Source organism: Mycobacterium sp. 1274761.0 (genome assembly GCF_001668615.1).
In the GTDB taxonomy this organism is placed as follows: domain Bacteria; phylum Actinomycetota; class Actinomycetes; order Mycobacteriales; family Mycobacteriaceae; genus Mycobacterium.
Genome location: NZ_LZMC01000009.1, coordinates 16,372 through 37,152 on the forward strand (window position 1 = coordinate 16,372; position 20,781 = coordinate 37,152).

Sequence of the window (20,781 nt, forward strand, 5' to 3'; positions counted from 1 at the left end):
CGTGAAGGACGGCGGCGTCCACTACGCCCGCAACGGCTCGGTACGGCTGGCCTATCGCGTATTCGGCGAGGGCGACACGACCCTGGTGTGGATACCAGGCTGGATCAGCAACGCAGACATCCTGACCGACCCGGACATGCCGTTCCAGAGTTTCCTCGAAGCACTGTCCCGCGGCAACAGGTTGGTCGCGTGGGACAAGCGCGGGACGGGTCTATCGGATCCGGTCACCCACGTACCGCCGTTGGACGAACGGATGGACGACCTCCACGCCGTGCTCGATGCGGTGGGCGCCGAGTCAGCGGCGCTGTTCGGCGTGTCCGAGGGCGGACCGATGAGCATCTTGTTCGCCGCGACCTATCCGGAACGCGTTCAGGCGCTGACGCTGTACGGAACTATGGCACGCTTCACTCCCGAACTGCCTCATCACCCTTGGGGTTTCACCGAGGCACAGCGCGACGAAATCATCGCCGAGATCGAAAACCATTGGGGCGAAGGGGCGCTCGCCGAGCTCTTCTTCGGCGAGGTCGCCAAGATGCCAGGCTTTCTCGAGTTTTACGGGCGGATTCAGCGGTTCGGGGCAAGTCCCGCGATGTGCCTCATGCTCTGGCACGCGTTACTGGACATAGACGTCAGTGGCGTGCTGAGTTCCGTTCACACGCCCACGCTCATACTTGGCCGAGCCGGCGACGCCATGGCTCCCATCGGTGCGGCTCGCGCTCTAGCGTCGGCGATGCCCAACGCCCGCTTCCTCGAACTGCCGAACGGACCGCACGGTTTGATGGATGACGCACTGGCGACCGAGGTGGTGAACTTCGTCCTCGGCAGACCAGCAGACGAATCGAGCGAACGGGTGCTGTCAACCGTCTTGTTCTCCGACATCGTCGGCTCGACAGCACAGGTCAGCACCCAGGGTGATGCGCAATGGCGCCGACAACTCGACGCACATGACAGGCTCGTCGACTGGCTCGTCGACAAGTACGGCGGACGCCGGGTGAAGCACACCGGTGACGGCATGTTTGCACTCTTCGACGGTCCCACCAGGGCGTCGCGCTGCGGTTTGGAGATGGTTCCGGCACTCGCGGCGAGGGGAATCCGCATTCGTGTCGGTGTGCACACCGGCGAATGCGAACGCCGCGGCGAGGAGTGGAGCGGTGTCGCCGTCCACGTCGGTGCTCGCATCGGGGCGCTGGCCGGCGCGGGTGAGGTAGTTGCCAGCCGCACCGTCCGCGATCTGTCGGCGGGCTCGGGGCTGCTGTTCGACCCACTCGGCGGCCAGCAGCTCAAGGGCATATCCGACGCGGTCGAGGTCTTCAGGGTCACCGCGCCGGTTCGCTGACCCGGAATCGGCCCTCGGCGGCCTTCTTGATCGCGGCCAGCGTGGCGGGGATACCGCTTTCGGCGGCCGCACGACGCTTCTCGATCTCGGCGTCGGCCTGCGCGCCGAACCGCTCGCGGAATCCGGCGATGCCTTTGGGCAGAAACTCCCACGACTCTGTCAGGCGAGTGCCGTCCCCGTCGGGTTCAAAGGTGTAGCCCCAGTACACCCAGCCGTCGTTGACTTCCCAGGCGAACCTACGCCCGGGGTCGGCGGCGATGATCTGACTTCGCGTCTCCCACGTCCGCTCGGCCGTCTCGTTGCGGCCGGTGAACCAGGCTCCGACGCGCGGGCCGTCGCCCTCGTCCCACCAACAGGCCTTACAGATCGGGCTCCACTCGCCCATCCTGGTCACGTCGGACACCATGTCGTACAGCGCCTCGGGCGGCACGGCCACATGAATCGACTCCGACAACTTCAGATCAGCCACCGGTCGAGTGTGTCAGAACGCTAAGTTAGAACCCGTTCCCTCGCCGTCGAAAGGCCAACCGGATGAGCAACAGTAACGAACGGATCGCCGTCGTCATCGGCGCCGCATCAGGGATCGGCTGGGCCACCGCCCGCGCCCTTGCCGCCGATGGTTGCCGCGTCAGGCTCGCCGACCGCAACGCCGACGGCGCGCGGGCACGGGCCGCCGAACTCGGTGCGCCGCACACCGCCGCGGAGGTCGACGTCACCGACGAGACGACGGTGCAGCGGCTTTTCGAGCAGATCGGCCCCGTCGATGTCGTCGTCAACTGCGCGGGGTTCGGCAGCCTCGGGCTGATCACCGATCTGGCCGTCGAGGAATTCCGCTCCGTCGTCGACGTCTGTCTCAATGGCGGGTTCATCGTCGCCAAATACGCGGGCCAGAAGTTGCGCGAAGGCGGATCGTTGGTGACGATCAGCTCGTTGAACGGCCGCCAGCCCGCCATGGGGATGAGCGCCTACTGCTCGGCCAAGGCCGGCGTGTCGATGCTCACTCAGGTCGCGGCACTCGAGCTGGGACCGCGCGGTATCCGCGTCAACGCCATCTCCCCCGGCTTCGTCGACACCCCGCTCACCGAAGGCTCCTACCTGGTGCCGGGTCTGGTCGAGGACTATGTCGAGAACACCGCGCTCGGCCGGGCCGGCAGGCCCGAAGAGATCGCCGACGCCGTGGTGTTCCTGTGCTCGCCGAAGTCGAGCTGGCTGACCGGCGAGGTGCTCGACCTCAACGGTGGCGCCCATCTCAAGCGGTATCCCGACGTGCTCGGGCATGTCATGAAATTGGCGGAGGCGCAGTGAGTTTCGGTGGCAAACAGGCACCGCACACGCGAGGAGCGAGAACAGCCATAGTGACTGGCGCCGGCTCGGGTATCGGCGCGGCGCTGTGCCGGGCGCTCGCCGACGCCGGTGCCGACGTGTTGTGCACCGACATCGACGGTGACGCGGCCGAACGCACCGCGTCATCGCTGGGCGGTCGTGCGCGTGCTGCCCGCCTCGACGTCACCGACGCCGCGGCGGTTCAGCAGACGGTGGACGGCGTCGTGACCCGCAGCGGGCGGCTGGATCTGATGTTCAACAACGCGGGCATCGTCTGGGGCGGCGACACCGAACTGCTCACCCTGGACCAGTGGAACGCGATCATCGACGTCAACATCCGCGGCGTCGTGCATGGCGTTGCCGCGGCCTACCCCCAGATGATCAAGCAACGCGGCGGCCACATCGTCAACACCGCATCGATGGCCGGGCTCACTGCGGCCGGCCAGATCACCAGCTACGTGATGACCAAACACGCGATCGTCGGCTTGTCGCTGGCGCTGCGGTCAGAGGCCGCCGCGCACGGTGTCGGGGTGCTCGCCGTCTGCCCGTCGGCGATCGAAACCCCGCTTCTCGACAAGGGCGCGATCGGCGGGTTCGACGGCCGGAACTACTTCTTGCAGGGCGCCAGGGAGAAGAAGGCCTATTCGGCCGACCGACTGGCACACGACACGCTGCGGGCCGTCCGCCGCAACAAGGCGCTGCTGGTACGTCCGCGCAGCGCGCATGCTCAGTGGCTGTTGGCGCGGGTCGCGCCCGGGCTGATGCAACGCGCGTCCATTCATTTCATCGCCGGTCAGCGAGCCCACCAGGCCAAGACACGGTCGAACGCGCGCTGAGCAAAGCGGACGGCCAGGGCGGCCAAGCTGGCTACGGTATGCCCATGGCCGCAATGCAAACCGACTTCACGTTGACGCAGAGGCGCGCCCTTGCGGTCGCGACGGTGCTGGCCATCCTGTTCGGCGCGTACTTCCTCCGTTCGTACTTCATCCTGATCGTGGTCGCGGCGGTGGTCGCCTATCTGTTCGGCCCGCTGTACGACCGGCTCAGAAAGCGGCTGGGCGTAGGGCTTTCGGCGACGCTCACGCTGCTGGCCGCCGTCTCGTGCGTGATCATCCCCGTCAGCTTGATCGTGGCGATCGCGGTCGTGCAGATCACCGACATGGTCAAGAGCGTCGCCGACTGGGTGGAACGCACCGACCTGTCCACGCTCGGCGACAGGACGCTGCACCTGGTCAACGAGTTGCTGGCGCGCGTGCCCTTCGCCGATGTGACGGTGACGCCCGAGATGATCCGCAAGGCGATGACGACCGTCGCGCAGAGCGGCGGCCAATGGCTGCTGCACACGCTTCAGCAGGCGGCCGGTGGCGCGATCGGCGGGATCGCCGCCGCAATCCTTTTCCTCTACGTGTTCATCTCACTGCTGACGAACAAGGACGCCGTCCGGCAATTGATCCGCCGATTGAATCCGCTGGGCGAGGAAGTCACCGACCTCTACCTCGCGAAGATGGGGGCGATGGTCAACGGCACGGTCAGAGGGCAATTCATCATCGCCGTCTGCCAGGGCGTCGCCGGCGCGATCTCGATCTACCTCGGCGGGTTCCACGACGGCTTCTTCATCTTTGCGATCCTGTTGAGCGCGCTGTCGGTGATCCCCCTCGGCAGCGGCATCGTCACGATCCCGTTCGGCATCGGGATGACGTTGTTCGGCAACGTGTTCGGCGGGATCTTCGTCGTGCTGTTTCACCTCATCGTGGTGACGAACATCGACAACTTCCTGCGGCCGATCCTGGTGCCACGCGCGGCCCGCCTCGACTCGGCACTGATGCTGCTCTCGGTGTTCGCAGGAATCGGGATGTTCGGTGCGTTCGGCATCATCATCGGCCCGGTGCTGATGATCGTCATCGTCACCACGATCAGCGTCTACCTGGCGGTGTACAAAGGTGTTCCGCTCGAGCCGGAGACCGACGAGGACAGCCGCAGGGCAAAGAAGACCAAGCACCGCCTGGGATGGCTGACGCGCAGGGCCAGAAAGGCAGAGCCCGAAGCACCCGAACCCGCCCAGCAAGAGGCGGCTAAACCAAACGCTCCGTAAGGAATTCGACGACGCGCTTGCGCGCTTCGTAAGCCGGATGGGCTTCCTCTTCACGCACCTCGAGGGTTAGGACGGAGTGCGCCATTCTGCTGAACCCGTGCTCGTTGCCCCTCTTCGAGCTGATCTCGATGACCTCGAAGGCGTCACCGAGCCTGTCCTTGAGCGTCTTGAACCGTGCGGCGGGCACCAGCGGATCCTCACTGAAGCGCAGGCCCAGTGCACAGAGCCCGTCGTTGGCCGCGCGCTGTTCGATGACTTTCAGCTCACCCTCGGACAACCCCGGATCGCGGCGGTGCTTGGGTGTCAGCGGCAGCGGCAGCGACGGCTGGCTCAACACGGGCGCGAGCACGCTGTCGTCGACCGCTGCGGCGAGGGCGAACCCGCCGGTGAAACACTGCCCGATCACCCCCACACCCTTGCCGGGCGTCTTCTCGTTGAGGTCGCGTGCCAGCGCCCGCAGATAGTGCGCCACGGGCCGGTCGGCGTTGGTCGCGAACGCGGCGAATTCCTTTGCCACACAACCGCGGAGCATGATCGGCACCGCAGCGGGCCGCAGCCCCGGCGCACCGGGCGTCCCGAAAAGCGATGGCGAGGCGACGGTGAATCCGTTGTCCACCAAATGATTACCGAGCGCCAGCACGTTTGGATGCAGGCCGGGCATTTCGGGGATCAGAACCACACCTGGGCCCTCGCCCTTGCGATAGACATCGTGGGTGATGCCGGCCGCCGTGAAGGGTTCGGCGGTCCATCCCGTCAGATCTGCTTCTGGAGCCTTCATAACTTCTCCTACGTCGCGGCCAACGGCGGCTGCTTCTGGACCGCCGCAGCCAGCGTACGGTACTCATCGGTACCGGCGGCACCCTTGATCGCGATTTGAGCCGGTCCAAAGGGGCTGTTCAGCCGGGCCGTCCACACCGGCTCGGAGCCGTCGTCGCCCTCGTAGACGACCCACCGCGTGCCGTCGACATCGTGCGTCCCGGTCGGCACCATGTCGGGCTCGATGGAGCCGACGAGCTTCTCTTCGTCGGCGTTGCTCTGCGTCAATGCGATGTACATCCCGGTCGGCGTGAGGTACCCGACGGTCGAGGACACGGCGCGCGTCGGCTGCCCAGCCGGAACCGAGCGGCCTCCCTCGATACCCGCGCGGCTGCCGGAGTTCGCCCGCCACCCGGCGGGCAGCTCGGGCACCCGGATCGGTATCCGCAGCGCATCGGCGTCGGCCCGCAGGGCGGCAGGTGCGTCAAAGTTGGGCGCCGGTCCAGCACCGGGACCGGCGGGTGCAAACGAGCACATCCCGAGCACCGCAGCCAGCACAATGCACACCACGACCAGCGGCGCTAACGACCAGAACATGTCGCGCCCGTCCTGCAGCAGCCGGGGCTTGGCGGCCGGAGGCGGCGGCGGGCCGTCGACGGCAGGCCCGCCATGGCTGGGCTGCGATTCGGAACTCACAGGCGCCAGTATCCCAGCTCCCACAGGCCGACCGGCGAATGGGAGAATCGCTGCCATGAGCACCCGAGCGCGAGTGAAGGCCCAGGCATGAGTCCAGGACGAGGAGAAGCCCCCGACCGCAACCTCGCCCTCGAGCTTGTTCGGGTAACCGAAGCGGGCGCGATGGCGGCAGGTCGCTGGGTGGGCCGTGGCGATAAGGAGCGCGGTGACGGCGCCGCCGTCGACGCCATGCGTGAACTGGTCAATTCGGTGTCCATGCGCGGTGTCGTCGTGATCGGCGAGGGCGAGAAGGACAACGCGCCGATGCTGTACAACGGCGAGGAAGTCGGCAACGGCGACGGCCCCGAGTGCGATTTCGCCGTCGACCCGATCGACGGAACGACGTTGATGAGCAAGGGCCTGTCCAATGCCATCTCGGTGCTCGCGGTGTCGGAACGCGGCACGATGTACGACCCCTCAGCGGTGTTCTACATGAACAAGATCGCCGTTGGCCCCGACGCGGTGGACGCCATCGACATCACCGCTCCGATCGGTGAGAACATCCGCCGGGTCGCCAAGGCCAAGGCCGTCTCCGTGTCCGACTTGACGGTCTGCATCCTCGACCGGCCGCGACACGAGCAGCTGATAAAGGACGTGCGCGAGGCGGGCGCGCGGTGCCGACTGATCTCCGACGGTGATGTGGCGGGCGCGATTTCGGCGTGCCGGCCCAACACCAGTACCGATCTGCTCGTCGGCATCGGCGGCACGCCCGAGGGCATCATCGCCGCGGCGGCAATCCGGTGCATGGGTGGGGCGATCCAGGGTCAGCTGGCGCCCAAGGACGACGAGGAACGCCAGAAGGCCATCGACAAGGGCCTCGACCTCGACCAGGTGTTGTTCACCGAAGACCTGGTGTCCGGCGACAACGTCTTCTTCTGCGCCACCGGAGTCACCGACGGTGACCTGCTGAAAGGTGTGCACTACTACGGCGGCGGCTGCACGACACAGTCGATCGTCATGCGTAGCAAATCCGGCACGGTGCGGATGATCGAGGCCTACCACCGCCTGTCGAAGCTCAACGAATACTCTGCGATCGATTTCACCGGCGACAGCAGCGCGGTTTATCCGCTGCCGTAAACACACGAAAGGGCTTAGCAGGCATGACCGTCGATAACGATGTCGAGTACCGCATCGAGCACGACACCATGGGCGAGGTCCGGGTGCCGGTCGATGCGCTGTGGCGGGCGCAGACCCAGCGCGCGGTGGAGAATTTCCCTATCTCGGGCCGCGGCCTCGAGCGCACCCAGATACGCGCACTTGGCCTGCTCAAGGGTGCCTGCGCACAGGTCAACAAGGACCTTGGCCTACTCGACCCGGAGAAGGCCGACGCGATCATCGCCGCCGCCGATGAAATCGCCGACGGCCGCCATGACGACCAGTTTCCCATTGATGTGTTCCAAACCGGTTCGGGCACAAGCTCGAACATGAACACCAATGAGGTGATCGCCAGCATCGCCGGGCAGAACGGCGTGACGGTCCACCCCAACGACGACGTGAACATGTCGCAGTCCTCCAATGACACGTTTCCGACCGCTACGCATATCGCTGCCACGGAAGCCGCTGTGCGGCACCTGATTCCGGCGCTCGAGGTGCTTCACGAGTCGCTGGCCGGCAAGGCGCGGCAGTGGCGCACGACGGTGAAGTCGGGCCGTACACACCTGATGGACGCGGTGCCGGTGACGCTGGGCCAGGAGTTCAGCGGCTACGCGCGCCAGGTGGAGGCGGGCATCGAACGGGTGAAGGCCACGCTGCCGCGCCTGGGTGAGCTCGCTATTGGCGGAACGGCCGTCGGCACGGGCCTTAATGCGCCCGACGATTTTGATGAGCGCGTCGTCGCCGTGCTGCAGGAGCACACCGGGCTGGCTGAATTACGGGTAGCGGCAAATCATTTCGAGGCCCAGGCCGCCCGCGACGGGCTCGTGGAGGCGTCCGGCGCGCTGCGCACCATTGCTGTCTCGCTGACCAAAATCGCCAACGATATCCGGTGGATGGGCTCTGGCCCGCTGACCGGCCTCGGCGAAATCCAGCTGCCCGACCTGCAGCCCGGCAGCTCGATCATGCCGGGCAAGGTCAACCCGGTGATCCCTGAAGCGGTCACCCAGGTGGCCGCGCAGGTGATCGGAAACGACGCCGCCGTCGCGTGGGGCGGCGGCAACGGTGCGTTCGAGCTCAACGTCTACATCCCGATGATGGCGCGAAACATCCTCGAGTCGTTCAAGATCCTGACCAACGTTTCGAAGCTGTTCGCCGAGCGTTGCATCGACGGTTTGGTCGCCAATGACGACCGGTTGCGCGAGCTGGCCGAGTCCTCGCCGTCGATCGTGACGCCGCTGAACTCCGCGATTGGCTACGAGGAAGCGGCCGCGGTGGCCAAGCAGGCGCTCAAGGAGAAGAAGACGATCCGTCAGACCGTCATCGACCGCGGGCTCATCGGCGACAAGCTGTCCGAAGAGGAGCTCGACAAGCGGCTGGATGTTCTCGCCATGGCGAAGGTGAAAGACGGGGACGGCTAGGCGCCGTTGTTGGGGCCGCCGGAGTTCGCACCGGGAATGTCGGTGATCGGGAAGTTCGGCATCGGCGCCGGCGACGGCGTGTTGGGCAGCGACGGGATCTGGTCAGCGCGGATCTCGTGGAGGTCGTTGGCGGGCGGACCGTTCTCACGTGAGCCGTAGCTGCTGCCCGGTTCACGCTCGCCGAGTAGGTGGCTGACCGTCACCAGGTGGTAGCCGTTGGCTTTCAGAACGGGTATGAACTGGTAGACGAGATCCACTGTGCTGGAATAGGTGTCGTGCATGAGCACCACTGAGCCTGGCTTGATCTGCGTCATCAGCATGTAGCGCGTGGCGGCGATGTTCGAGTCGTTCATCCAGTCGAAAGGGATGACGTCCCAGTTGATGTCGGCCAGGCCCTGCTTCTTGGCTTCCGCCAGCACCTGGTCGTTGACCAGACCACCCGCGGTGCGCACCAGCTTCGGCCGGTGACCCGTCGCGGACTCGATCGCGTCGCTGGCCCTGCTGAACTGCGCGGGGATGTCCTGCGGCGGAATCGTCGTCATGTTGGGGTGTTCCCAGGTATGGCTGCCGATCTCCATGCCGGCTTCGGCGATGCGTTTGGCGCCCTCGGGATTCGCGGCAACCTTGTTGCCGATCAGGAAGAACGTCGCCTTTGCGTCATTGTCCTCGAGGATCTTCAGCAGCCGGTCGGTATAAGGCCCCGGCCCGTCGTCGAACGTCAGCGCGACGCATTTCACCTTCGCGCAGTCGACCTCGTCGGCGCTGGCTTGCTCGTGGCCCGTCCCGCACGCGCTGAGGAGGAGCACCGCCGCAGCGGCCATGCTGCATAAGGCCCGGTTGGTGATTCGCTTTGGCACGGCCGCAGCTTACCGGCCGGTCCTGAGTGATCGTGGCGCGCTAAAGAGGCTTGGGGTTGGGCACAAGCATGAAGGTGGCCGTTGTCCGAATCAGAACCCGGTCTTGCGAGTCCATGACCGAACACTCCGTGCTCAGTAACCGACTGCCGCCGTGCACAAGCTTGGCTTCCGCCACGAGCGGACCGCCTTTGGGTTGCCGGTAGTAGCGGACGTGGATATCGGTGGTGACCGGGAAGTGAGTTTGGAAATCGTAAGCGTCATCGAGGCAGGCGGCCGAGGCCGCGTCGGCTAACGTGGCGAGCATTCCGCCGTGGATACTTCCGTCAAAATAACCGCGGATGTCATCGCTGAGCGGCATCGTCAGCATTGCAACCCCCGGTTCGACGCGGACGACGTTCATCTGCATCCGCTTGTGGACGGGTGACATGTGGAGCCGCTCGTTGTCCATCTTGTTGAAGGTCGCCATCTCGCCCTCCGCAACGTGAGACTGCTGTCAGGCGAAGATATGCGCTAAACCACGATCTGTGCGCAGTCTGGGCAAATTACGGCAGGGCGCCCGGGCTGATTTCCTCTAGCATCTCGGTGACCAGCGCCGCGATCGGCGAGCGCTCGCTGCGCAGAAGCGTGATGTGGGCGAACAGCGGGTGGCCCTTGAGCTTCTCGATGACGGCCGCAACCCCGTCGTGCCTGCCGACGCGCAGGTTGTCACGCTGAGCCACGTCGTGGGTGAGCACCACCCGCGACCCGGCGCCGAGCCGCGACAACACCGTCAGCAACACATTGCGTTCCAGCGATTGCGCCTCGTCGACGATCACGAACGAGTCGTGCAGTGATCGACCGCGAATATGGGTGAGCGGCAGCACTTCGAGCATGCCGCGCGACAGCACCTCTTCGAGCACCGCAGGGCTCGCCAGCCCTTCGAGGGTGTCGAAGACGGCCTGCGCCCACGGCCCCATCTTGTCGCTCTCGCTTCCGGGCAGATACCCCAGATCCTGGCCGCCGACGGCATACAGCGGACGGAAGACAACAACCTTGCGCTGTGTGCGGCGTTCGAGCACCGCTTCCAGCCCCGCGCATAGCGCCAGCGCCGACTTGCCGGTGCCCGCCTTGCCGCCGAGGGAGACGATGCCGACGGATTCGTCGAGCAGCAGGTCCAGCGCGACACGTTGTTCGGCCGATCGCCCGCGGAGACCGAATGCTTCGCGGTCGCCACGGACCAGCTGCACTCGCTTGTCGGGGTTGACCCGTCCCAGCGCGTGCGAGGTGGCGCCGAGCAGCCGAATCCCGGTGTGGCACGGCAGATCTCGTGCCGCTTCCAAGTCGATCTCGCCTTCGGCGAAGAGTTGGCCGATCACCTCGGGCGCGACGTCGATTTCGTCCATGCCCGTCCAGCCGGACGTCACGACGTCCTGGGCGTGGTACTCGTCGGCCGACAGCCCGACGGCGCCGGCCTTCACCCGCAGCGGTATGTCCTTGCTCACCAGCGTGACCAGCTTGCCTTCGGCGGCCAGGTTCGCCGCCACGGTCAGGATCCGCGCGTCGTTGCTGTCGGTCCGGAAACCCGCGGGCAGTACCGTCGGGTCGCTGTGGTTCAGCTCGACATGCAGCGTTCCACCTTGCGTGCCAACGGGAATCGGCTGATCGAGCCGCCCGTGCTCGAGCCGTAGATCGTCGAACAGGCGCAGCGCCTGACGGGCGAACCACCCAAGCTCATGATGATGGCGTTTAGCCTCCAGCTCGCTGATGACGACCAGCGGGACGACCACTTCGTGCTCGGCGAATCGTGTGCATGCCCATGGGTCGGACAGCAGCACCGACGTGTCGAGAACATAGGTCCGGGTGGAGGAATCGGTCACGTAGCACTCCTCGAGCCCGCGCGGCCCCGCGCGAACCTCTCGGCGGACGCTGCGGCACTAGGGCCGGGGCCGGCCCTCTCGAGTCGACTCGATCGGTACCGCCCGGACAGCAGAGCATGTCGCTAGCCATCGCAAATGACGCTACTCCCGAGAAGGCGAGCGCGCCGCGCAGGCGCGCCGGGGTTTAACCCCGCAGCAACCTACCCGTTGACCAGAGGTCGCAGTTGCGGCTCGTCGGCCACACCCCACGCCGATATACGGTCGGAGATCACCCGGCGCAGTATGGCTTCGTCGAAGATGCCGGCGTCGGCGACGACCTTCACCTTGTCCTGATAGGCGTCGATGTCGGCACCCACCACGTCGAGCTCGGCGGCGCGCCGCGCGATGGCCTCGATGGTCTCTTCACGGTGGTGGTCGAGCAGGTGGGCGACGAGGTTGCCAAAGAACTCCTCGTGACGCTCCTCGTCCTTGGCGATGCGGCCCATCAGACCGTTGAGCACCGGCTCGGTGATCTGCGCTTCGAGGTTGCGGCAGTAGACCGCGTAGCAGCGCTCGTAGAACGCCATGAACACCAGGCGCTCGATCTGGCTGTAGGTGTCGGCGCGGTAGCCCTTCATCACGTGCTCGACGCGGACGTCCTCGTTGGCGGTCGGGTTGATCTCGCGCGTCACGACGAGGTAGTTGCGCAGCGCGATCGCGTGCAGATGCTCCTCGGCGGTCCACCGGCCAAGCCAGCGGCCCCACTTGTCCTCCAGCAGGAAGCTGAACACGAACTCGCGGTGATAACCGGCGAGGTTGTCCTTCTGGATCAGCAGGATCTCGAGCGCATCGGTGACGTGCTTTGGCAACGTCACCTGGGACGGATCCCAATCCCGTCCGCCGAGGAACGCAAAGTTCTCGCCCTGATCGAACGGCACGTAGTCGTGGGCGAACCAGATGTCCTCGGTTTCCAGGTGCCGGTTCAGGTTCTCGGCTACGACCGGCTCGAGTTCGAGGGTCAGCGCATTAGCTACAGGTTTCTGTGCCATAAAACTAAATGTAACCCAGGTTCACACCTTTTTGAAATCAGGCCCGCCGGTACCGCCCTACAGCGTCAGACCCGGGTACAGCGGGTTTGCCGCCAGCAGTTCGGCCGCTGCGGCGTGCACGCGCTCGGCGGTGCCGTCGGCCAGCTTGTACTTGGCTTTGGAGAGTCCAGTCGGGCCCGTCGAACTTGGTTCGGTGTTGGTCAGCACGTCGACGACCAACTCGGCCACCCGGTCGAATTCGGCGGCGCCGAAGCCGCGCGTGGTCAGCGCGGGCGTGCCGAACCGGATGCCGCTGGTGTACCAGGCGCCGTTCGGGTCGTTCGGGATCGAGTTGCGGTTGGTGACCACGCCAGAGTCCAGCAATGCAGACTCGGCCTGGCGGCCGGTCAGCCCGAACGACTGCACGTCGAGCAGCACGATGTGGTTGTCGGTGCCGCCGGTGACCAGTGTCGCGCCGCGCTTCAGGAAGCCTTCGGCCAATGCCTTGGCGTTGTCGGCGACCCGCTGCGCGTAGGCCTGGAACGCGGGTTGACGCGCCTCGGCCAGCGCGACGGCCTTGGCCGCCATCACGTGCGACAGCGGACCGCCGAGGACCATCGGGCAACCCTTGTCGACGGCGTCGGCGTACTCCGGAGTGGCGAGCACCAACCCACCGCGCGGGCCGCGCAGCGACTTGTGCGTGGTCGTCGTCGTCACATGGGCGTACGGCACCGGATCCTCGTCGTCGGTGAACACCTTGCCCGCGACCAGGCCGGCGAAGTGGGCCATGTCGACCATCAGCGTCGCGCCGACCTCGTCGGCGATCTCCCGCAACTTGGCAAAGTTGATCCGCCGCGGGTAGGCGGAATAGCCGCCGACCAGGATCAGCGGCTTGAACTCGCGGGCGGCCGCGGCCAGCGCGTCGTAGTCCAGCAGACCGGTCTGCGGGTCGGTGCCGTAGCTGCGCTGGTGGAACATCTTGCCGCTGATGTTCGGCCGGAACCCGTGGGTCAGGTGACCGCCGGCGTCCAGCGACATGCCCATCAGCCGCTGGTTGCCGAGCTGGGCGCGCAGCTTCTCCCAGTCGGACTCGGACAGGTCGTTGACGTTGCGGACGCCCGCGTCGGCCAGTCCGGGCGCCTCGACACGGGTGGCGAGGATGGCCCAGTAGGCGACGAGGTTGGCGTCGATGCCGGAGTGCGGCTGCGCGTAAGCATGTGGCGAACCGAACAGCGCCTCGGCGTGTTCTGCGGCGACCGACTCGACGGTGTCGACGTTCTGGCAGCCCGCGTAGAACCGGTGCCCGATGGTGCCCTCGGCGTACTTGTCGGATAGCCAGGTGCCCATGGTGAGCAGCACGGCGGGCGAGGCGTAGTTCTCGCTGGCGATCAGCTTCAGCGAATCACGTTGGTCGACAAGCTCTTTGCGAGTTGCATCGGCGATGCGCGGCTCCACGGATCCGATGATCTGCAGGATGTCGCGGTACGCGGCGCTGGCCGTTTCGGCGTAGTCGGCGCCGGGCGCGGGGGCTGACACGGTCGGGTCTGCGGTCATGCCTGCCAGCGTAATCGGCCCTTTCAACCGCGAAGCCTCAGACCCTACGGCGGCTGACCCACCGCCGTTTCAGGCGGCGCGCAGCGTAGACGGAATCAGCGGCTCGTCGAGCAGCCTGCCGAACCGCTCGGTCAAGCCGACGCCCGCTGGCCGGTCGTCCAGCCACGACCGCAGCAACCGGTAGCCCTCGACATACGTGCTGGTGTACGCCCGCCACAGCGGCGAGGCCAGGAACCGCAGCATCTGCCTGGCACGCTCGTCATTGACCAGCAGCCAGCGCCTCAGGAACGCGACGACATCGTCGACGTCACGGTGTTCGTCGTGCAGCATCAGCGCGGCGTCCTGCCGGACGTAGGCCAACGCCGCTGTCGCCTCGGATAGGGCCTCGGCGCGCTCCCCGTCGAAGCGAAGGCCCAGGTCGGCGTAGATCTCGGCGGCCCACGCTCCCCATTTCGGGCCGATCGCCACGTAGAGCGCCAGGTCGGCCAGGCCCTCGGCCATCAGACACTGCGGCGTGTTGACCAGGAAGATGGTCTGCTCGCCGTGGCCGAGTGTGGCGACCAGGCCCGCCTCCTTGCGGCAGTGCTCGGTGTGATGGCCCGGATAGGACTCGTGGGCCACTAACCGCGGCAGGTTGGACATCTGCTGGCGCAGGTCGGCGTTCACTGCGACGGTCGAGCGGTAGTCGCCGCGGTAATAGTTGAAGCCGGACCACGGTTTGTCGGTCACCACTTCGTAGTCGATGGTCTCGCTGTCGGGCAGCGGAAATTCGGCGCGCACCCGGTCACGCAGGGCGCTGGAAAAAGCATGGATGCACTCCTCGAGCCGCTCGGGCGGAATCTCCTCCGCGCTGCGGTAGGCCTGTATTCGGTCGGCCAGCGGGCCCGTGCCGCCGAGTGCCTCGTTGAGCCGCCGGTGCGCCTCGCGGTAGCGGTCGGTATCGCCCTTGCCGATCCGCACGTCGAAATACGCCTCGACCTCGTCGACGAAGCCGACGGGCTCGCCGGCGAACTTGCGTCCGGCACACGCCAACGCCCGCAGGTGGGCGTCGAGGTAGCGGGCCCGGACGTCGTCGAACCCGTCGGTGCGTGGCACGACGGCCAGCTCGGCAGACAGCCGGTCGGCCTGACGCGCCAGGTCAGCGGGGTCGGGCGCCGGTTCGGAGGCGACGGCCTCTCGCAGCGCAGGGTCGCCGGTGAAGGAGTCGACGTAGCCTTCCTCGATCCGGTCGAAGCGCAAGCCGAGCATCAGATATTCGCGGATCAGGGTGGCTGACCCCATACCGATGTCCATGGCGACCACGCTAACTGTAAGACTGGTCGCATGCCGCGGCTGAGCGAGCCGAGTCCCTACGTGGAGTTCGACCGGAGTCAGTGGCGTGCGCTGCGCATGTCCACCCCGCTGAAGCTGACCGAGGAAGAGCTGGTCAAACTGCGGGGCATCGGCGAGAAGATCGACCTGCTCGAGGTCGAAGAGGTTTACCTACCGCTCGCCCGTCTGATCCACCTTCAGGTAGCGGCCCGTCAGCGGTTGTTCTCGGCGACCGCGGAATTCCTGGGTGATTCGGCTGGTGAGTCGCACCAGAACCCCGATCGCCCGGTGCCGTTCATCATCGGTGTGGCCGGCAGTGTGGCGGTCGGCAAATCGACGACCGCGCGTGTGCTGCAGGCGCTGCTGGCCCGCTGGGAACACCATCCGCGGGTGGACCTCGTCACCACCGACGGCTTCTTATACCCCAACGCGGAGCTCACCCGTCGAAACCTGATGCATCGCAAAGGTTTCCCGGAGAGCTATGACCGCAGGGCGCTGATGCGGTTCGTGACGGCGGTGAAGTCGGGCTCCGACCACGCCTGCGCGCCGGTGTATTCGCACTTGCTGTACGACATCATCCCTGGCGAGAAACAGGTTATTCGACATCCTGACATTCTCATCTTGGAAGGACTCAACGTGCTGCAAACCGGTCCGGCCCTTATGGTTTCGGACCTATTCGACTTTTCGGTCTACGTCGATGCCCGCATCGAGGACATCGAGCAGTGGTACATCTCGCGGTTCCTGTCGATGCGCGCGGGCGCGTTCGCCGATCCGGCGTCGCACTTCCATCACTACTCCACGCTGACCGACGAGCAGGCGGTGTTCGCCGCCAGCGACATCTGGCATTCGATCAACCGCCCGAACCTGATCGAGAACATTCTGCCGACGCGGCCGCGTGCGACGCTGGTGCTGCGCAAGGACACCGACCACTCCATCAATCGGCTGCGCCTACGCAAGTTGTAGACGCGCGAAACCCGCCCGACTCGGCCGGGCGGGCTTGAGCGACAACGGCTTACCTCTTGATGCGCCGCACGCCCTGGTACTGCAGTTCGGCGAACACCAGCGTGTAGACGCCGGTAGCCAGGGTCAACACCACGCCGGTGGTGGTCAGCGGCATCCAGTCGGTCAGCACGAACACGACGGCCGCCACCGTGTACACCAGGTTGCCGATGGCCGTGGCGATGCCGGGCTTGCGGACCGAGGGCAGCTGCGCCAGCGCGAGCACCACGACACCGTATGCGATGAAGAACGCGCTCATCGAATATTCGAAAGCCGTAGTGGTGCCCGAGATTTCAGCGAGCCAGCCGGCAAGCGGGATGCCGGCGATGCCGGCGAGCCCGGTCAGTACGGCGTCGGCCCGCATCGCGAAGCGCAGCAGCGAGTCCGTCGACTCCTTGAACCGGGGTGGGGTGATTGCGGTCATGCGACTTCCCTTCTCTTCTGATCTCCGTGAATCTTCTGACGGGACCGGTGCCGGAGTCGACGCCGCAACCTCTTTCGGGTCGACCCCGGCCCAGTCATGAGGGGGTCACGCCGGACGGCGCACCCCGAGGTATTGGGCATAGGCGAAGGCAACCGTCAGAGCGGTGAACGTAAGCGTCGAGGCCACCCCGAAGGTGGTCAGCGGCAACCAGCCAGCGATCAGCACGACCGTGACCAGGACGGCGAAGGCGACGTTGCCGACGAGCACGCCGACACCGAGCCGTCGTACGTCGGGCACTCTGGCACCGGCATACAGTGCGACGCCGTAGCCGACGAGCGCCGCACCGGCAATGAATTCCGAGGTGGCGGAGAGACCGGAGAGCCGCGACAGCGGATCGGCGGCCATCGCGACGAAGAGGCCCACCGCCGCGCATAGCGTGGCGTCGGCGCGTAGGGCGAAACGCAACAGTGATCTTTCGCGGCTCGGCCGCGGCCGTGAGTCCGTGCCACTCTGCACGGGCCTGGTGGTGATGGCGGTCATGGCACTGATGTTGCGTGCGAACGCACTGCCAGATCGACGCCAGAAACTGCCAGTCACTGCCAACCGCAGGTCAGCGGCCGTTCAGGCGTCCTGGGTCGCGACGAGGTTGCCCCGAAGATCGGCGGCGATCAACCGCGCGGCTGCGTTCTGCCAATTATGCAGCGAGCGCTGCGGCACTTCGGTGACGAACCACTGCCATGCCTGCCGCGCGACGGGATCCAGGCCCGCCGCGGTGGCGTTCTGTGCATACGCCCGCACCCCGACAACGTAGGGGAAGTACAGCGCGTTGTAGTACCGCCACTCCTCGGTGGTGCCGAAGTCGCCGCCGTCGCGGGGCTTGAGCCGCGCGATGCGGTCGGCCAGCAGGGCCTTGAGTTCGTTGGCGCGTTCCAGGGGTTGGTCGGGTGCGCCGCGGGCGGCGAGGCGTTCGTCGATCACGGGCAACGCGGTCAGCGGGCTCGCGACGAGCTTTGAGAGGTCGCCGTAATGGCCGAGGGCGCGACGGGTGAGCCGGGCAAAGGTCTCGTCGTCGACCTCGGAGAGCGGGTTGGCCGAGCGCAGCGGCAACGCGGCTTCGGTACGGCGCAGCGTCGCTCGGTCGGCGCGCAGCCCCGGCGAGTGCGAGAACGCCAGCCGGTCGAGCAGCCCGGCCAGCGGATCGGCCAGCACGTTGATCGAGACCGCGATCGCGATGCTGGTGAACAGCATCACCGACAGCGCGGTGCGCTCCCCCGTCAGCGCCATGCCGATCAGCGCCTGCCCGCCGAACAAGACGACGACGACACCGGTCGCGACGAACGAGCGCAGCATGTCGCCACGCAGCGCCTGCCCCTCGTCGAACGCGTCCCACATCGCAACGGCGAGGCCGAGCAACACCACGTCGCAGCCGGTCGAGGCCAGCGCAAGCCAACTCGGCACCAGCCCCAGCGGAATGATGAGGATCGCGTTGCCGAGCGCAAAGAACATCGTGGCGACGATGATGTAGCCGACGACCGGCCGCGGCTGCCACGGTCCGAACACCGACCACACCATGGCACCGAGCGACGACACCGAGATGACGCCGAACATCACCCAGTGCCCCATGCGCAGCGGGCCGTCGACGTTGCCGGCCATCGCAGCGCCGAAGAAGGCGAGCGCCGCCACCACACCCGTCAGCCCGATCTCCCCGGCCCTGCTGCGCCATGTCTCATGTGGCCGCGACAGTTCGAGCAGAACCGCGAACCACGCGATGCCCGGCACGGCGACCAGATAGATCTCGATGCTGCTGAGCGTGTGCAGGCCGGTGATGACGCGGACCGCGTCCAGCGCGACCACCGCCGCGAAGCTGGTCAGCCCGAGCGCCGCCAGCACCAGAACCGGCTTACGCGGATCACGGGCCAGCAGGTAAAGGCCCAGCCACCAGCTGAGCGAGAAGACCAACGCCGATAGCGCCGCCATGGTCTCAGTGTGGCATGCCGTCAGCGGCCGTAACGGCGGTGCCGGGCGGTGTAATCACGCAGGGCGCGCAAGAAATCCACCCGCCGGAACTCTGGCCAGTAGGCCTCGGTGAACCACATCTCCGAGTAGGCGCTCTGCCACAGCAGAAAACCGGACAGCCGCTGCTCGCCCGAGGTGCGGATGACGAGATCGGGGTCGGGTTGTCCGGAGGTGTAGAGGTTTTCCGAGATCGCATCCGCAGTGACGGCTTCGATGAGTTGCTCGCCCGTCGCGCCGTTGGCGATCTCCTTGCCCAGCAGCGCCCGCACCGCATCGACGATCTCCTGTCGGCCGCCGTAGGCGACCGCGACGTTGACGTGAAAGTCGCCGTGGCCGTTGGTGGATTCGACGGCGTCGCGCAGCCGCCGCGCCGGCTCCTCGCCGAGCAGCTCCAGATCGCCCACCGTGCGCACGCTCCAACGGTTGGCGGGTGCGCAGATCTCCTCGACCACGTCGGTGATGATCTCGATCAGCGAGGCCAATTCCTCGGGGTCGCGCTGCAAGTTCTCCGTCGACAGCAGATACACGGTGGCCATCTCGATGCCGGCTTCGTGGCACCAGCGCAGCATTTCTGCGATCTTCGCCGCACCGACCCGGTAGCCGTAACTCACGTCATAGTGACCGGCATCACGAGCCCAGCGTCGGTTCCCGTCGCACAGCACCGCGATATGGCGGGGCAGTTCGGATTTCGACGCCGTGAGACCCTGCCGCAGCCGCATCTCGTAGAGCCGGTACATCGGCTCCTTGACGCGAGCGGGAATGATCTCCACGAAAATCCAGACTACTGTGGCGGACGGAAATCACCGAGCAGGCAATGGAGGTGACGTGACCGCCTCGGTCGACACCGAAGACCCGAATCGCACTCACCGCAGCGGTGACGGCGCCGAAGATTTTGCCGAAGCGGTCGTCGACCGGGTTGCCCATGCGATCGGCAAGCCGCGTGCGCGGGGCTGGATCCACGTTTACGCGGCGGTCGTGGCGCTCATCGCGGGCGCGACGTTGGTGTCGGTGTCCTGGTCGTTGGTGGGCCTGCGGGCCGGGATCGCGACGTTCATCTACACGCTGACGATCGTGGCGATGTTCACCGTCAGCGGGACCTATCACCGGGTGACATGGGAGTCGGCCACCGCCCGCAAGTGGATGAAGCGGGCCGACCACTCGATGATCTTCGTGTTCATCGCGGGCAGCTACACGCCGTTCGCGTTGCTGGCCCTGCCGTCGAACGAGGGCATGGTGCTGTTCTGGATCGTCTGGGCGGGCGCCATCGCGGGCGTGCTGCTGAAGATGTTCTGGCCGTCGGCGCCGCGCTGGCTCGGCGTGCCGCTCTACATCCTGTTGGGCTGGGTAGCGGCCTGGTTCGTCGGCCCGATCATGCAGGGCGCGGGTGTCGCGGCCCTGGTTCTGCTGATCGTGGGCGGCGCGCTCTACAGCATCGGCGGCGTGCTGTACGGCCTCAAGTGGCCCAACCCGTGGCCCACGACCTTCGGACATCACGAGTTCTTCCACGCGTGCACGGCCGTCGCGGCGATCCTGCATTACATCGCGATGTGGTTCGCCGTCTTCAGCGGCATCACGGGCTAGCGGTTTCGGCGTGCTGAGTTGCGCTGAGCGCAATCAAGCACGCCGAAATCACGCCGCAGTCATGTTCTCGGGACCCCAATAGGCCTTCATCGAGGCGATCTTGCCGTCGTCAGTGAACGTCATTGTGCTGATGATGTCGATGCACATCCGGTTGCCCGAAAGCTCGACCATCAGCGCCCAATGAAAGGCCGCCTCGTTGCCGAGTGCGCGCAGCGTGAACATCTCAGTCGTGTTGTTGCCCGCCGGAATCTGCGAGTAGAAGCCGTGCACAGCCTGCCGCCCGATGTGCACCTCGCTGCCGACCGGATCCTCGACCGTTCCGTCGTCCGCGTACAGGTCGACGATGTCGTCGACCTTGCCTTGCGCGGCGAGCTCGAGGTATCGCTTGACGGTCTTGGCGTTGTCTTCGGGCGTCGACATG

The 20,781-nt window shown here is 66.2% G+C and carries 22 protein-coding genes; 8 read left to right on the plus strand and 14 right to left on the minus strand.

All coding sequences use genetic code 11. The features are described from left to right. Position 1: 1 nt before the first annotated feature. The gene (locus A5651_RS01105; RefSeq protein WP_066974852.1) at positions 2-1,336 is read left to right on the plus strand and encodes an adenylate/guanylate cyclase domain-containing protein; all 1,335 of its coding nucleotides are present in this window, start codon (positions 2-4) and stop codon (positions 1,334-1,336) included. Here A5651_RS01105 and A5651_RS01110 read toward each other — a convergent pair. Beyond that, the gene (locus tag A5651_RS01110) at positions 1,317-1,805 is read right to left on the minus strand and encodes an SRPBCC family protein (protein ID WP_066974708.1); all 489 of its coding nucleotides are present in this window, start codon (positions 1,803-1,805) and stop codon (positions 1,317-1,319) included. The two genes, A5651_RS01105 and A5651_RS01110, sit on opposite strands and share 20 nt — an antisense overlap. A gap of 62 nt (positions 1,806-1,867) precedes the next feature. Here A5651_RS01110 and A5651_RS01115 point away from each other — a divergent pair, with 62 nt between their 5' ends. The 3 genes from A5651_RS01115 to A5651_RS01125 are packed head-to-tail and all read left to right on the plus strand — an operon-like array spanning position 1,868 to position 4,751. Beyond that, entirely contained in the window at positions 1,868-2,641 is a 774-nt protein-coding gene (locus A5651_RS01115) for an SDR family NAD(P)-dependent oxidoreductase (RefSeq protein ID WP_066974710.1), read from the plus strand. After that, complete coding sequence (locus A5651_RS01120; protein WP_066974712.1) at positions 2,638-3,495, plus strand: SDR family oxidoreductase; 858 nt, start codon at positions 2,638-2,640, stop codon at positions 3,493-3,495. The genes A5651_RS01115 and A5651_RS01120 overlap by 4 nt, the downstream gene beginning before the upstream one ends. Before the next feature lie 53 nt (positions 3,496-3,548). Then, positions 3,549-4,751, plus strand: coding sequence for an AI-2E family transporter (locus A5651_RS01125; RefSeq protein ID WP_066974854.1), 1,203 nt, complete (start codon positions 3,549-3,551; stop codon positions 4,749-4,751). On the opposite strand, the gene A5651_RS01130 is transcribed toward A5651_RS01125, so the two are convergent. Both A5651_RS01130 and A5651_RS01135 read right to left on the minus strand, forming a co-directional pair. After that, a complete protein-coding gene (locus A5651_RS01130) occupies positions 4,732-5,529 on the minus strand; it encodes a dienelactone hydrolase family protein (RefSeq protein WP_066974714.1) in 798 nt (265 codons plus the stop codon). The two genes, A5651_RS01125 and A5651_RS01130, sit on opposite strands and share 20 nt — an antisense overlap. A gap of 8 nt (positions 5,530-5,537) precedes the next feature. Continuing rightward, a complete protein-coding gene (locus A5651_RS01135; protein ID WP_082943518.1) occupies positions 5,538-6,260 on the minus strand; it encodes a DUF4245 domain-containing protein in 723 nt (240 codons plus the stop codon). Between the two features lie 30 nt (positions 6,261-6,290). On the opposite strand from A5651_RS01135, the gene glpX reads away from it, so the two are divergent. Both glpX and A5651_RS01145 read left to right on the plus strand, forming a co-directional pair. Then, complete coding sequence (gene glpX, locus A5651_RS01140) at positions 6,291-7,319, plus strand: class II fructose-bisphosphatase (protein ID WP_066974716.1); 1,029 nt, start codon at positions 6,291-6,293, stop codon at positions 7,317-7,319. 23 nt (positions 7,320-7,342) lie between these two features. Then, positions 7,343-8,755 carry a class II fumarate hydratase gene (locus A5651_RS01145; RefSeq protein ID WP_066974718.1) on the plus strand — a complete coding sequence of 471 codons (1,413 nt, stop codon included), beginning with the start codon at positions 7,343-7,345 and terminating at the stop codon, positions 8,753-8,755. Here the strand turns inward: A5651_RS01145 and A5651_RS01150 are convergent. The 6 genes from A5651_RS01150 to A5651_RS01175 all read right to left on the minus strand — a co-directional run bounded on the left by A5651_RS01150 (position 8,752) and on the right by A5651_RS01175 (position 15,310). Further along, positions 8,752-9,576, minus strand: coding sequence for a polysaccharide deacetylase family protein (locus tag A5651_RS01150; RefSeq protein WP_066974719.1), 825 nt, complete (start codon positions 9,574-9,576; stop codon positions 8,752-8,754). The two genes, A5651_RS01145 and A5651_RS01150, sit on opposite strands and share 4 nt — an antisense overlap. 76 nt (positions 9,577-9,652) lie before the next feature. Then, a complete protein-coding gene (locus tag A5651_RS01155) occupies positions 9,653-10,078 on the minus strand; it encodes a PaaI family thioesterase (RefSeq protein WP_066974721.1) in 426 nt (141 codons plus the stop codon). 76 nt (positions 10,079-10,154) lie between these two features. Continuing rightward, positions 10,155-11,468 carry a PhoH family protein gene (locus A5651_RS01160; RefSeq protein WP_066974723.1) on the minus strand — a complete coding sequence of 438 codons (1,314 nt, stop codon included), beginning with the start codon at positions 11,466-11,468 and terminating at the stop codon, positions 10,155-10,157. Between the two features lie 200 nt (positions 11,469-11,668). Then, positions 11,669-12,496, minus strand: coding sequence for an acyl-ACP desaturase (locus A5651_RS01165; protein WP_066974725.1), 828 nt, complete (start codon positions 12,494-12,496; stop codon positions 11,669-11,671). A 57-nt stretch (positions 12,497-12,553) separates the two neighbouring features. Further along, on the minus strand, positions 12,554-14,029 hold the full coding sequence (locus A5651_RS01170) for a glycine hydroxymethyltransferase (RefSeq protein WP_066974727.1): 1,476 nt from the start codon (positions 14,027-14,029) through the stop codon (positions 12,554-12,556). 69 nt (positions 14,030-14,098) lie between these two features. Further along, positions 14,099-15,310, minus strand: a complete 1,212-nt coding sequence (locus A5651_RS01175; RefSeq protein WP_066974859.1) for a DUF885 domain-containing protein — start codon at positions 15,308-15,310, stop codon at positions 14,099-14,101. A 42-nt stretch (positions 15,311-15,352) separates the two neighbouring features. Between A5651_RS01175 and coaA the strand changes: the two genes are divergently transcribed. Beyond that, entirely contained in the window at positions 15,353-16,303 is a 951-nt protein-coding gene (gene coaA / locus A5651_RS01180) for a type I pantothenate kinase (protein WP_066974730.1), read from the plus strand. A gap of 49 nt (positions 16,304-16,352) precedes the next feature. Here the strand turns inward: coaA and A5651_RS01185 are convergent, their stop codons facing one another. From A5651_RS01185 to A5651_RS01200, 4 genes are all read right to left on the minus strand, one after another. Beyond that, a complete protein-coding gene (locus A5651_RS01185) occupies positions 16,353-16,763 on the minus strand; it encodes a hypothetical protein (protein WP_082943519.1) in 411 nt (136 codons plus the stop codon). A gap of 105 nt (positions 16,764-16,868) precedes the next feature. Then, positions 16,869-17,303 carry a hypothetical protein gene (locus A5651_RS01190; RefSeq protein ID WP_066974731.1) on the minus strand — a complete coding sequence of 145 codons (435 nt, stop codon included), beginning with the start codon at positions 17,301-17,303 and terminating at the stop codon, positions 16,869-16,871. Positions 17,304-17,384: 81 nt separating this feature from the next. Continuing rightward, a complete protein-coding gene (locus A5651_RS01195) occupies positions 17,385-18,740 on the minus strand; it encodes a hypothetical protein (RefSeq protein WP_066974733.1) in 1,356 nt (451 codons plus the stop codon). Positions 18,741-18,760: 20 nt separating this feature from the next. Then, complete coding sequence (locus A5651_RS01200; protein WP_066974735.1) at positions 18,761-19,549, minus strand: (2Z,6E)-farnesyl diphosphate synthase; 789 nt, start codon at positions 19,547-19,549, stop codon at positions 18,761-18,763. A 55-nt stretch (positions 19,550-19,604) separates the two neighbouring features. Between A5651_RS01200 and A5651_RS01205 the strand changes: the two genes are divergently transcribed. Then, on the plus strand, positions 19,605-20,360 hold the full coding sequence (locus tag A5651_RS01205) for a hemolysin III family protein (RefSeq protein WP_066974738.1): 756 nt from the start codon (positions 19,605-19,607) through the stop codon (positions 20,358-20,360). A gap of 48 nt (positions 20,361-20,408) precedes the next feature. Here A5651_RS01205 and A5651_RS01210 read toward each other — a convergent pair whose 3' ends face one another. After that, positions 20,409-20,780 (minus strand): nuclear transport factor 2 family protein, encoded by a 372-nt coding sequence (locus A5651_RS01210; protein ID WP_066974740.1) that lies wholly within the window; start codon positions 20,778-20,780, stop codon positions 20,409-20,411. Position 20,781: the final 1 nt, after the last annotated feature.